This window comes from Streptococcus thalassemiae (genome assembly GCF_903645285.1).
Lineage (GTDB): Bacteria > Bacillota > Bacilli > Lactobacillales > Streptococcaceae > Streptococcus > Streptococcus thalassemiae.
Genome location: NZ_CAHJXN010000004.1, coordinates 272,764 through 284,886, shown reverse-complemented (window position 1 = coordinate 284,886; position 12,123 = coordinate 272,764). Strand labels below are relative to the sequence as shown.

General features: G+C 40.6%; 11 protein-coding genes. 8 read left to right on the top strand and 3 right to left on the bottom strand.

Annotation, left to right across the window (positions count from 1 at the left end; translation table 11 throughout):
- Positions 1-154: 154 nt before the first annotated feature.
- From HWX15_RS08905 to HWX15_RS08885, 5 genes are all read left to right on the top strand, one after another.
- The gene (locus HWX15_RS08905) at positions 155-997 is read left to right on the top strand and encodes an aldo/keto reductase (RefSeq protein ID WP_175880912.1); all 843 of its coding nucleotides are present in this window, start codon (positions 155-157) and stop codon (positions 995-997) included.
- Positions 998-1,269: 272 nt separating this feature from the next.
- Complete coding sequence (locus tag HWX15_RS08900; RefSeq protein ID WP_175880911.1) at positions 1,270-2,031, top strand: elongation factor Tu; 762 nt, start codon at positions 1,270-1,272, stop codon at positions 2,029-2,031.
- Between the two features lie 368 nt (positions 2,032-2,399).
- The gene (gene glyQ, locus HWX15_RS08895; protein WP_175880910.1) at positions 2,400-3,317 is read left to right on the top strand and encodes a glycine--tRNA ligase subunit alpha; all 918 of its coding nucleotides are present in this window, start codon (positions 2,400-2,402) and stop codon (positions 3,315-3,317) included.
- A 211-nt stretch (positions 3,318-3,528) separates the two neighbouring features.
- On the top strand, positions 3,529-5,565 hold the full coding sequence (gene glyS / locus HWX15_RS08890; RefSeq protein ID WP_175880909.1) for a glycine--tRNA ligase subunit beta: 2,037 nt from the start codon (positions 3,529-3,531) through the stop codon (positions 5,563-5,565).
- A 42-nt stretch (positions 5,566-5,607) separates the two neighbouring features.
- The gene (locus HWX15_RS08885) at positions 5,608-5,865 is read left to right on the top strand and encodes a DUF896 family protein (protein ID WP_000371299.1); all 258 of its coding nucleotides are present in this window, start codon (positions 5,608-5,610) and stop codon (positions 5,863-5,865) included.
- Between the two features lie 112 nt (positions 5,866-5,977).
- On the opposite strand, the gene HWX15_RS08880 is transcribed toward HWX15_RS08885, so the two are convergent.
- Genes HWX15_RS08880 through HWX15_RS08870 form a run of 3 tightly spaced genes read right to left on the bottom strand, consistent with a single transcriptional unit; the run spans position 5,978 to position 8,823 of the window.
- Positions 5,978-7,216: an NAD(P)H-dependent oxidoreductase gene (locus tag HWX15_RS08880; RefSeq protein WP_175880908.1), complete on the bottom strand. Its 1,239-nt coding sequence runs from the start codon at positions 7,214-7,216 to the stop codon at positions 5,978-5,980.
- 18 nt (positions 7,217-7,234) lie between these two features.
- A complete protein-coding gene (locus tag HWX15_RS08875) occupies positions 7,235-7,840 on the bottom strand; it encodes an NADPH-dependent FMN reductase (RefSeq protein ID WP_175880907.1) in 606 nt (201 codons plus the stop codon).
- 59 nt (positions 7,841-7,899) lie between these two features.
- On the bottom strand, positions 7,900-8,823 hold the full coding sequence (locus HWX15_RS08870; protein ID WP_175880906.1) for an FAD:protein FMN transferase: 924 nt from the start codon (positions 8,821-8,823) through the stop codon (positions 7,900-7,902).
- Between the two features lie 296 nt (positions 8,824-9,119).
- Here HWX15_RS08870 and nox point away from each other — a divergent pair, with 296 nt between their 5' ends.
- From nox to pdxT, 3 genes are all read left to right on the top strand, one after another.
- Positions 9,120-10,499 (top strand): H2O-forming NADH oxidase, encoded by a 1,380-nt coding sequence (gene nox / locus HWX15_RS08865; RefSeq protein ID WP_173282851.1) that lies wholly within the window; start codon positions 9,120-9,122, stop codon positions 10,497-10,499.
- A gap of 150 nt (positions 10,500-10,649) precedes the next feature.
- A complete protein-coding gene (gene pdxS / locus HWX15_RS08860; protein WP_000138517.1) occupies positions 10,650-11,525 on the top strand; it encodes a pyridoxal 5'-phosphate synthase lyase subunit PdxS in 876 nt (291 codons plus the stop codon).
- Entirely contained in the window at positions 11,526-12,107 is a 582-nt protein-coding gene (gene pdxT / locus HWX15_RS08855; protein ID WP_175880905.1) for a pyridoxal 5'-phosphate synthase glutaminase subunit PdxT, read from the top strand.
- The last annotated feature ends 16 nt before the right edge of the window (positions 12,108-12,123 follow it).

The following is a 12,123-nucleotide window of genomic DNA, read 5'->3' as shown; positions in this document are numbered from 1 at the left end:
AAAGAGTAAACTAGGAAACTAGCCGCAGGTTGCTCAAAACATTGTTTTGAGGTTGCAGATAGAACTGACGAAGTCAGTAACAATACCTACGGCAAGGCGACGTTGACGTGGTTTGAAGAGATTTTCGAAGAGTATAAAATAGAAGGAGAAGCATATGAATACCTATCAATTAAATAATGGAGTAGAAATTCCAGTATTAGGATTTGGAACTTTTAAGGCTAAGGATGGAGAAGAAGCCTATCGTGCAGTGTTAGAGGCCTTAAAGGCTGGTTATCGCCATATTGATACGGCGGCGATTTATCAGAATGAAGAAAGTGTTGGTCAAGCAATCAAAGATAGCAGAGTTCCGCGAGAGGAATTGTTCGTAACTACCAAGTTGTGGAATAGCCAACAAACCTATGAGCAAGCTCGTCAGGCTTTTGAAGAGTCTTTAGAGAAGCTAGGACTGGACTATTTGGATTTGTATTTGATTCATTGGCCAAATCCAAAACCGCTCAGAGAAAATAACCAATGGAAAATCCGAAATGCGGAAGTTTGGAGAGCGATGGAAGACCTCTATCAAGAAGGGAAAATCCGTGCTATTGGGGTTAGTAATTTCCTTCCCCATCATTTGGATGCCTTGCTTGAAACCGCAAAAATTCTTCCAACGGTCAATCAAGTTCGTTTGGCGCCAGGTGTGTATCAAGAGGAAGTCGTAAATTACTGTCGAGAAAAAGGAATTTTATTGGAAGCTTGGGGACCTTTTGGTCAGGGAGAACTGTTTGATAGCAAGCAAGTGCAAGAAATTGCGGCAAATCACGAAAAATCGGTTGCTCAAATAGCCTTGGCCTGGAGCTTGGCAGAAGGATTTTTACCACTTCCAAAATCTGTTACTGCATCTCGTATTCATGCTAATCTTGATTGTTTTGGAATTGAATTGAGTCATGAGGAGCGAGAAACCTTAAAAACGATTGCTGTTCAATCTGGTGCTCCACGAGTTGATGATATGGATTTTTAGAAAATCATAAAAAGAATTGTACATTATTCTAATTTTTGATATAATAGACAGCAGGAAAGAAAGTCTTATGGCGTTCTTCAAGCGAGCTTGGGATAGTGGGAGCCAAGTAGAACAAAATCAAGAGCTGGCGCTTTCTGTCGTATTTTAAAAAACAATGAAGTAATAAATTAGGGTGGAACCGCGTTTCTGACGCCCCTAGGTTAAATCAACCTAGGATTGTCAGATGTGGTTCTTTTGCTTATTCAGTCTATTGTGTGAAAGAAAGGAGAGACGTGGAAAACCTTTATCTTGTAAAAGACGATAGTCAACTAGCTGCATTTCGTGATTTTGTAGTAAGAAATACTGAAAAGTTGAAAGATTATCAATCTTTTTTAAAGAATGAACTTGCAGTCTGTGATTTACCGCAAGCCGTTATTTGGTCAAGTTTTAATGCTGCTACACAGATTATTAGGGAAAGCGCTGTTCCAGCCTATACAAATAATAGACGAATGGTTATGACGCCTGATTTAGCTGTTTGGAAAGAGTTGTATTTGTATCAGTTGCTGAACTACGAGTGTTCTGAGCAAACTCAAGCAATAGAAAGTCACTATCATTCTTTATCTGAAAATTTCCTCTTACAGATTGTAGGACATGAGTTAGCTCATTGGTCGGAGCATTTTTTAGATGATTTTGATGGTTACGACTCTTATATCTGGTTCGAAGAGGGAATGGTTGAATATATTAGTCGCAAGTATTTCTTGACAGAAGAGGAATTTCAAGCGGAAAAAATTTGTAATCAGTCTCTTGTAGAACTTTTTCAGAAGAAATATGGTTGGCATTCATTGAATGATTTTGGTTCTTCGACTTATGATAAGAACTATGCAAGTATTTTTTACGAATACTGGCGTAGTTTTTTGACAATAGATAAGTTGGTAGAAAATCTAGGTAGTGTACAAGCGGTCTTCGATTCTTATCATTTATGGGCAAATACAGATAAAACTCTTCCCTTGTTAAATTGGTTTGTTCAGCAGAAGTTAATTGAGAAAGAAATATAAAAACTAAAGGAGTAAACAATGTCTAAGAAATTAACATTTCACTGCGTCAGTGGCAGAGACCTCCTTACAGTCGGGCTGCTCCACGCTCAGCACTAGAGTGCCTGAGCTAGACGCAGTACTAACTCGTCTTGCCTCGTATGATTGACGAGGCAGACTCGTGTCGCAAGAAATCATTTTTTATTAAGGAGTATTCAATGTCTAAGAAATTAACATTTCACTGCGTCAGTGGCAGAGACCTCCTTACAGTCGGGCTACCCCACGCTCAGCACTAGAGTGCCTGAGCTAGACGCAGTACTAACTCGTCTTGCCTCGTATGATCGACGAGGCAGACTCGTGTCGCAAGTAATTTATATAAAAAGGAGTAAACAATGTCTAAGAAATTAACATTTCAAGAAATTATTTTGACTTTGCAACAATTTTGGAATGACCAAGGTTGTATGCTTATGCAGGCTTATGATAATGAAAAAGGTGCGGGAACGATGAGTCCTTACACTTTCCTTCGCGCTATCGGACCTGAGCCATGGAATGCGGCTTACGTAGAGCCATCACGTCGTCCTGCTGATGGTCGTTATGGAGAAAATCCTAACCGTCTTTACCAACACCACCAATTCCAAGTGGTTATGAAACCTTCTCCGTCAAACATTCAAGAGCTTTACCTTGAGTCTTTGGAAAAATTGGGTATCAATCCTTTGGAGCACGATATTCGTTTCGTTGAAGACAACTGGGAAAATCCTTCAACTGGTTCAGCTGGTCTTGGTTGGGAAGTTTGGCTTGATGGTATGGAAATCACCCAGTTCACTTATTTCCAACAAGTTGGTGGATTGGCAACTGGCCCTGTGACTGCGGAAGTTACCTATGGTTTGGAACGTTTGGCTTCTTACATCCAAGAAGTAGATTCTGTCTATGATATTGAGTGGGCTGATGGTGTAAAATACGGAGAAATCTTTATTCAGCCTGAGTATGAGCATTCAAAATATTCGTTTGAAATTTCGGACCAAGAAATGTTGCTGGAAAACTTTGATAAGTTTGAAAAAGAGGCTGGTCGTGCCTTGGAAGAAGGCTTGGTGCACCCTGCCTATGACTATGTTCTCAAATGTTCACATACCTTTAACCTACTTGATGCGCGTGGTGCAGTATCTGTAACAGAGCGCGCAGGCTATATCGCTCGTATTCGTAACCTAGCCCGTATCGTAGCCAAAACCTTTGTCGCAGAACGCAAACGCCTAGGCTACCCACTTTTAGATGAAGAAATACGAGCTAAACTCTTAGCAGAAGACGCAGAATAAAGAAAGTGACAAATTATGAAAATGGGCGAACAGTGTGAGCCCTGAACCAGTTGCCGCAGTGATGAAGGTATCCTTAGTGAAGCTAAGGATATTAGGCAAAATTGGAGACTTTTGGCTCCAATTTTAGCAATGAAACAACGAAGTTGGTTGCTTGCGTGCCAATCACATAAGGCAAACTGGAAAATAAAAAGATACTTTTCGGAGAAAAAACATGACAAAAAACTTATTAGTAGAACTCGGTCTTGAAGAATTACCAGCCTATGTTGTCACGCCAAGTGAAAAACAACTAGGCGAAAAAATGGCAGCCTTCCTCAAGGAAAACCGCCTGTCTTTTGAAGCTATTCAGACCTTCTCAACACCACGTCGTTTGGCTGTTCGTGTAACTGGTCTTGCAGACAAACAGTCTGATTTGACAGAAGATTTCAAGGGTCCAGCAAAGAAAATTGCCTTGGATAGTGATGGAAACTTCACAAAAGCAGCTCAAGGATTTGTCCGTGGGAAAGGCTTGACTGTTGAAGATATCGAATTCCGTGAAATCAAGGGTGAAGAATATGTCTATGTTACCAAGGAAGAAATTGGTCAAGCAGTTGAAGCCATTGTTCCTGGTGTTGTAGATGTCTTGAAGTCCTTGACTTTCCCTGTCAGCATGCACTGGGCTAACAACACCTTTGAATACATCCGCCCTGTTCACACTTTAACTGTTCTTTTAGATGAAGAAGAGTTTGATTTGGATTTCCTTGATATCAAGGGTGATCGTGTGAGCCGTGGTCATCGTTTCTTGGGACAAGAAACTAAGATTCAGTCAGCATTGAGCTATGAAGAAGACCTTCGTAAGCAGTTTGTAATCGCGGATCCTCGTGAACGAGAGCAAATGATTATTGACCAAATCAAGGCAATCGAAACTGAACATGGTGTACGCATCGAGATTGATGCGGATTTGCTTAATGAAGTCTTGAACTTGGTTGAATACCCAACTGCCTTTATGGGAAGTTTTGATGTCAAATACCTTGACGTTCCAGAAGAAGTCTTGGTGACTTCGATGAAAGAACACCAACGGTACTTTGTTGTTCGTGATCAAGATGGTAAACTCTTGCCAAACTTCATTTCTGTTCGTAATGGAAATGAAGAGTATTTGGAAAATGTCATCAAAGGAAATGAAAAAGTCTTGGTAGCTCGCTTGGAAGACGGAGAATTCTTCTGGCGTGAAGACCAAAAATTGGTGATTTCAGATCTTGTTGAAAAATTAAACAATGTGACTTTCCATGAGAAAATCGGTTCCCTTCGTGAACACATGATTCGTACGGGTCAAATCGCTGTACTTTTGGCAGAAAAAGCAGGCTTGTCAGCGGATGAAACGATTGACCTAGTCCGTGCAGCAGCCATTTACAAGTTTGACTTGTTGACTGGGATGGTTGGTGAATTTGACGAGCTCCAAGGAATTATGGGGGAAAAATATGCCCTTCTTGCTGGGGAAACTCCAGCAGTGGCAGCTGCTATTCGTGAACACTACATGCCTACATCAGCTGAAGGAGAACTTCCAGAGAGCAAGGTTGGAGCCATTCTAGCCATTGCAGACAAATTGGATACGATTTTGAGTTTCTTCTCAGTAGGTTTGATTCCATCCGGTTCTAATGATCCTTATGCTCTTCGTCGTGCGACGCAAGGTGTGGTTCGTATCTTGGATGCCTTTGGTTGGCACATTGCTATGGATAAGTTGATTGATAGCCTTTATGCTTTGAAATTTGATAGCTTGACTTATGAAAATAAGACAGAGGTTATGGACTTTATCAAGGCTCGTGTTGATAAGATGATGGGCTCTACTCCAAAAGATATTAAGGAAGCAGTACTTGCAGGATCAAACTTTGTTGTGGCAGATATGTTGGAAGCAGCAAGTGCTCTCGTAGAAGCAAGTAAGGAAGAAGACTTCAAACCTTCTGTTGAATCACTTTCTCGTGCCTTTAACTTAGCTGAGAAGGCAGAAGGAGTTGCCACAGTTGATTCAGCTCTCTTTGAGAATGAAGAAGAGAAAACCTTGGCAGAAGCAGTAGAATCACTCGTTTTGTCAGGGACTGCCAGTCAGCAATTGAAACAACTCTTTGCTCTTAGCCCAGTCATTGATGCATTCTTTGAGAATACTATGGTTATGGCTGAAGATCAGACTGTTCGACAAAATCGTTTGGCAATCTTGTCGCAATTAACCAAGAAAGCAGCTAAACTTGCACGTTTTAACCAAATCAATACCAAATAAAATCTGTTAAACGGATTAAATCTTATCATAAAGGAGAGAAACATGGATCCTAAAAAAATTGATCGTATTAACGAGCTTGCCAAAAAGAAAAAAACAGAAGGCTTGACCCCAGAAGAAAAAGTAGAACAAGCCAAACTACGTGAGGAGTACATCGAAGGTTATCGTCGCACTGTTCGTCATCACATTGAGGGAATCAAAATTGTAGACGAAGAAGGGAACGATGTTACACCAGAAAAACTACGCCAAGTCCAACGTGAAAAAGGGTTACATGGCCGTAGTCTCGACGATCCAAATTCATAATAAGTATTCTTTCTTTTAACAAAGATAGGTGAAATAATAATCAAAAGACTAGCAGACACAAACTGCTAGTCTTTTGTCACTTAAAAAGGAACCATAACGGTTCCTAAAATTATTAGTAACTTGCACCGGCTGTAGCATCTGCGCCACCACCGTGACCTCCAGCATCACCTGAATCTGAAGCTCCAGATGTAGCATCTGCTCCGCCATGTCCTCCAGCAGGAGTTGCTGCATTTCCACCAACTAGACGTTGACCAGTTGTTTCCAAGTACCAATCGAGCCATGGTTGGAAATTGAAGATGATTTCATTGATTCCAGCATATGAACCATCTGGATAGTACATTGCTTGGTAATTATGGGTATTGATAACACCTTCAGGTGTTCCCGGCACAATTGTACGGACATATTCTTGATCTCCGTTACGTAGTACACCGACAACCCATTCAACGTTTTTCATTCTAGAGTCTGGCAATGAACCGTGTACAGTTCCTAAACGGTTTCCTGATTGAGCACGTACACGTTTACCAAACATTGTATTTGGATCTTGGTGTGCGTTATTAAAGTACAAGAATTGGTTATTATCATCTGCAAATGTCAACTCAAATGGCATTGCTTTCAAGAACATGTCAATTTGGTTAACTGTCAAGATACCGTGGTCTAATTTAACGTAAGTATCTCCTGAAACAGCTCCAACAAGTTCAGCTGCTTTTTCTACCCATTCAGGATCATCAGGGTCAACACCTTGAATGGTAGTTGCGATTGGATTTGTACAATATAAATCTTCTGGTTCGATTGGTTTTGGTTTTTTCAATTTTGAAACGACTCCCACATATTTTACAAAGTTGTCTAAACATGTTTCAAGGAAATTAACAGTTCCTTCATTTGTGATATTCCCATCAACATCAAAAGCTTCTTTGGCTTTACCAAGAAGGAATTCATTTCCTGGAAGAGTGTAGGCATTGACACCTGGAGCGTCAAGAATCTTACGAAGGTGAACTTGGGCACGAGAAGTACCTTGGTCGTAGTAAGAAGCTCCCACAATCATGACTGGTTTGTTTTCAAATGGATGAACTTCGTATGAAAGCCATTCAAGAACAGATTTTAGGGAAGCTGAGATTGTATGGTTGTGCTCAGGAGTAGCGATGATGACACCATCAGCACGAGTAATTCTGTTATACAAGAGACGCAATTGGAAACTTTCATCCCATTTTTCGTCTTGGTTGAACATTGGAACTTCGTCAATTTCGAGGACTTCTAATTCAAATTTTAGTTTGAAGTGACGACGGATGAATTCCAAGAGTTTACGGTTATATGATTGATCGTAGTTTGATCCTACAAGTCCAACAAATTTCATTCTTTTTGGTCTCCTATCTTACAAATTTTCCCAGTCAAATTCTTCAGCATCTTTGCGAAGTAGGGCTTGTGCGTTGCGCAATTTTTCTGTAATTTTTACAAAGATACGGAAGTCGTCAAAAGTGGCATCCAGTTTTTTAATAACATCAAGATCTACTAGATCTCCACTTGGATTAAAGGCTTGAAGAGAATGTGAAAGCAAGAATTCATCAGGAAGGACACTTGCTTTAATTTCTGGAGCATTCAAGATTTGGCGAAGTTGCATTTGGGCGCGTGATGAACCAAGCGTACCGTAAGAAGCACCTGTAATCATGATTGGTTTATTCAAGAGTGGGTAAATACCATAAGACAACCAAGCAAGAGCGCTCATCAAAACAGCTGGGATAGAGTGGTCGTACTCAGGAGTACCGATAATAACACCATCTGCCTCTTCGATTTTAGTAGCAATTTCCAGAATTTCAGCAGGTACTTGCTTATCAGCTGGCTTGTTGAAGACAGGAATGTCTTTAATTTCAACAAGTTCAATTTCAGCTTTGTCAGCAAAGTGTTTTTGCATGTATTGAAGCAATTGACGGTTTGTAGAACGTTTTGAATTTGTTCCAACAATAGCAATAAGTTTTAACATGAGATTTCCTTTCTCTTTTTACATAATACAATTTTAAAACTCCATTGAAACAGTTGTCTCTATAGAGTAGGAATTCCTGAAGAACAGCTTAGCTGACCTTCTTTATCGATGAGGATGGCTTCGATGCCCTCCAAACTTTCGACTTGCCAGAGGATAGAAGCAGGTCTTTCTCCAAATAAACGAGTTGTCCAGATTTCGCCATCAACTGATTTATCAGAGATAATTGTCAGACTAGAGAGTTCTGTTTCAACAGGATATCCTGTTTGGCTGTCAAAAATATGATGGTAATCTTTTCCATCGACTGTCAGGTGACGTTCATAAATGCCTGAAGTCACGACAGATTGATTGATAACAGGGATGGTCATTAAGTGATTTCCCCTCGGATTGGCTGGGTCTTGAATCCCAATTTGCCAAGGCTGATTTCCTCTTGTCTGATTTTTTCCAATGGTCAGGATATTCCCTCCCAGATTGATCAAGGCAGATGTCACTCCCTCTTCTCTCAGAAATTGGGCAACCTTATCCGCACTATAACCCTTGGCTAAACAACCAAGATCGATCTTCATTCCTCTCTGCTTTAAGAATACAGTGGAAGTAGAAGAATCTAACTCGATATAATGAGGATTGATTAGAGGCAGCACCGATTCAATTTCTTGAGGCTGGGCAACCTTGGCATCTGAAAAACCGATGCGCCAGGTTTGAATCAAGGGACCAATGCTGATATTGAGGTGGCTAGAGGGCGCTAGGCTATGCTCTAACCCAAGTGAAATCAGTTCAAACAGGTCTGGATGAACCTTGACAGGGGCTATTCCTGCTTGATAATTGATTTCCATCAACTCAGATTCTTGACTATTGGCGTTGAAGCGGTATTCTAGCTCTCTGAGTAAATCAAAGGATTTCTGGAGCAAGATATCTGCTCGCTCATCCACTAATGAAATAGTGATAGTGGTTCCCATTAGGCGTTCAGAATGTGAACTAAGAGGCAAGCTACCAACTCCTTTCTCTTATAGAAAATAAGTTATAATATCAAGCAATTATCTAAATTGAAGCCCTTACATTTTATTTTCATGTTATTAGAATACCATAAAGTTAGACTTTTCACAAATAAAATTTGGCAAAAGTCAAGAAATATGCTCACAAAAATTCATTAGTCTTGAAATCAGGATAAATGGGGAATTATTTTTGATAAAAAATGCTGAAATAATAGTAAATCACTTGAAAACGCTAACAGTAAATGGTATACTAGTAGAGTAAATTAAAAATTGAAGGTAGGAATTTTTCTATGAGTAAAATCGTTGTAGTCGGTGCTAACCACGCTGGTACAGCATGTATCAATACCATGTTGGATAATTTTGGAAATGAGAACGAAATCGTTGTATTTGACCAAAACTCTAACATCTCTTTCCTAGGATGTGGAATGGCCCTTTGGATTGGGGAACAAATTGACGGTGCTGAAGGCTTGTTCTATTCTGATAAAGAAAAATTGGAAGCAAAAGGTGCTAAAGTTTACATGAACTCACCTGTTCTTTCAATTGACTACGACAATAAAGTTGTGACTGCAGAAGTTGAAGGAAAAGAGCACAAAGAATCATACGAGAAATTGATTTTCGCTACAGGTTCTACACCAATCTTGCCACCAATCGAAGGTGTTGAAATTGTTAAAGGCAACCGCGAATTTAAAGCAACTCTTGAAAACGTACAATTCGTGAAATTGTACCAAAATGCTGAAGAAGTTATCAATAAACTTGCTGACAAGAGTAAACACCTTGAGCGCATCGCCGTTGTTGGTGGTGGTTATATCGGTGTTGAACTTGCTGAAGCCTTCGAGCGTCTTGGAAAAGAAGTTGTCCTTGTTGATATTGTAGACACTGTTTTGAACGGTTACTATGACAAAGACTTCACTCAAATGATGGCCAAGAACTTGGAAGACCACAACATCCGCTTGGCGCTAGGTCAAACAGTAAAAGCTATCGAAGGTGACGGTAAAGTTGAACGCTTGATTACTGACAAAGAAAGCTTTGACGTGGATATGGTTGTTCTTGCAGTTGGTTTCCGTCCAAATACAGCCCTTGCTGATGGTAAGATTGAACTCTTCCGCAACGGTGCTTTCCTTGTAGATAAGAAACAAGAAACTTCAATTCCAGGTGTATTTGCAGTTGGTGACTGTGCGACTGTCTATGACAATGCTCGTAAAGATACAAGCTACATCGCTCTTGCATCAAATGCTGTGCGTACTGGTATCGTTGGTGCATATAACGCATGTGGACATGAATTGGAAGGAATTGGTGTTCAAGGCTCAAACGGTATCTCAATCTACGGTCTTCACATGGTTTCAACTGGTTTGACCCTTGAAAAAGCTAAAGCAGCAGGTTACAACGCAACTGAAACAGGCTTTAACGATCTTCAAAAACCAGAATTCATGAAACATGATAACCATGAAGTAGCAATTAAGATTGTCTTTGACAAAGATAGCCGTGAAATTCTTGGCGCTCAAATGGTATCACGTGATTCTGCTATCAGTATGGGAATCCATATGTTCTCACTTGCTATCCAAGAGCATGTTACAATTGATAAATTGGCATTGACAGACCTATTCTTCTTGCCACACTTCAACAAACCATACAACTACATCACAATGGCTGCCCTTACAGCTGAAAAATAAAAATGATGAACTATCTGGCCTTAAGTTAAGGTCAGATAGTTTTTTAGTCAATCTGTACCCATACAATTATGGTTTTTTTATCTTGTGATTCATTCTAATCTAACTTAAAATGAAATGGTAGCTACCAATACAAATGATGAGGAAAAAGAAATGACTGAAAATCGTTATGAATTAAATAAAAACTTGGCACAGATGCTTAAGGGCGGTGTAATCATGGACGTTCAAAATCCTGAACAGGCCCGTATTGCAGAGGCTGCTGGTGCGGCTGCTGTTATGGCCTTGGAGCGGATTCCGGCTGATATTCGTGCGGCTGGTGGAGTTTCCCGCATGAGTGACCCAAAGATGATTAAGGAAATCCAAGAAGCGGTTAGCATTCCAGTAATGGCCAAGGTCAGAATCGGGCACTTTGTTGAAGCTCAGATTTTAGAGGCTATTGAGATTGACTATATCGATGAGAGTGAAGTTTTATCTCCAGCAGACGACCGTTTCCATGTGGACAAAAAAGAATTCCAAGTTCCTTTTGTCTGTGGGGCTAAGGATTTGGGGGAAGCCTTGCGTCGTATCGCTGAGGGTGCTTCTATGATTCGTACAAAAGGAGAACCAGGGACAGGAGACATCGTCCAAGCTGTTCGTCATATGCGTATGATGAATCAAGAAATTCGCCGCATTCAAAACTTACGTGAGGACGAGCTTTATGTTGCTGCCAAGGACTTGCAAGTTCCTGTAGAATTGGTTCAATACGTCCATGAACATGGGAAATTGCCAGTTGTAAACTTCGCAGCTGGAGGCGTTGCAACGCCAGCAGATGCTGCGCTGATGATGCAGTTAGGGGCAGAGGGGGTCTTTGTCGGTTCAGGTATTTTTAAGTCAGGAGATCCTGTTAAACGGGCTAGTGCCATTGTTAAGGCTGTGACTAACTTCCGAAATCCTCAAATCCTAGCACAAATCTCTGAAGATTTAGGAGAAGCCATGGTTGGTATCAATGAAAATGAAATTCAAATTCTCATGGCTGAGCGAGGAAAATAGATGAAAATCGGAATATTGGCCTTGCAAGGTGCCTTTGCAGAACATGCAAAAGTGCTAGATCAATTAGGTGTCGAGAGTGTTGAAATCAGAAATTTAGAGGATTTTCAGAAATCTCAGAGTGACTTGTCGGGTTTGATTTTGCCTGGTGGTGAGTCTACAACCATGGGCAAGCTCTTACGAGACCAGGACATGCTGATTCCCATTCGAGAAGCCATTCTATCTGGTTTACCAGCCTTTGGAACCTGCGCGGGTTTAATTTTGCTGGCTAAGGAAATTACTTCTCAGGAAGAGCGTCATCTAGGAACTATGGATATGGTGGTCGAGCGCAATGCCTATGGGCGCCAATTAGGAAGTTTCTATACGGAAGCAGAATGTAAGGGAGTTGGTCAGATTCCAATGACCTTTATCCGTGGTCCAATTATCAGCAGTGTTGGCGAAGATGTAGAAATTCTAGCAACAGTGGACAATCAAATCGTTGCAGCCCAAGAAAAAAATATGCTGGTAACTTCTTTTCATCCAGAATTGACTGATGATGTGCGCTTGCACCAGTACTTTATCAATATGTGTAAAGAAAAAAGTTGAGATTGAATTTCTCAAC

Excerpts from the sequence above, each read along its gene's own strand:
- HWX15_RS08875 (WP_175880907.1), bottom strand. The coding sequence starts at position 7,840 with ATGTTAAAACTTATTGCTATTGTTGGAACAAATTCAAAACGTTCTACA.
- HWX15_RS08885 (WP_000371299.1), top strand. The coding sequence starts at position 5,608 with ATGGATCCTAAAAAAATTGATCGTATTAACGAGCTTGCCAAAAAGAAA.
- HWX15_RS08880 (WP_175880908.1), bottom strand. The coding sequence starts at position 7,216 with ATGAAATTTGTTGGACTTGTAGGATCAAACTACGATCAATCATATAAC.
- nox (WP_173282851.1), top strand. The coding sequence starts at position 9,120 with ATGAGTAAAATCGTTGTAGTCGGTGCTAACCACGCTGGTACAGCATGT.
- glyQ (WP_175880910.1), top strand. The coding sequence starts at position 2,400 with ATGTCTAAGAAATTAACATTTCAAGAAATTATTTTGACTTTGCAACAA.
- pdxT (WP_175880905.1), top strand. The coding sequence starts at position 11,526 with ATGAAAATCGGAATATTGGCCTTGCAAGGTGCCTTTGCAGAACATGCA.
- HWX15_RS08905 (WP_175880912.1), top strand. The coding sequence starts at position 155 with ATGAATACCTATCAATTAAATAATGGAGTAGAAATTCCAGTATTAGGA.
- pdxS (WP_000138517.1), top strand. The coding sequence starts at position 10,650 with ATGACTGAAAATCGTTATGAATTAAATAAAAACTTGGCACAGATGCTT.
- glyS (WP_175880909.1), top strand. The coding sequence starts at position 3,529 with ATGACAAAAAACTTATTAGTAGAACTCGGTCTTGAAGAATTACCAGCC.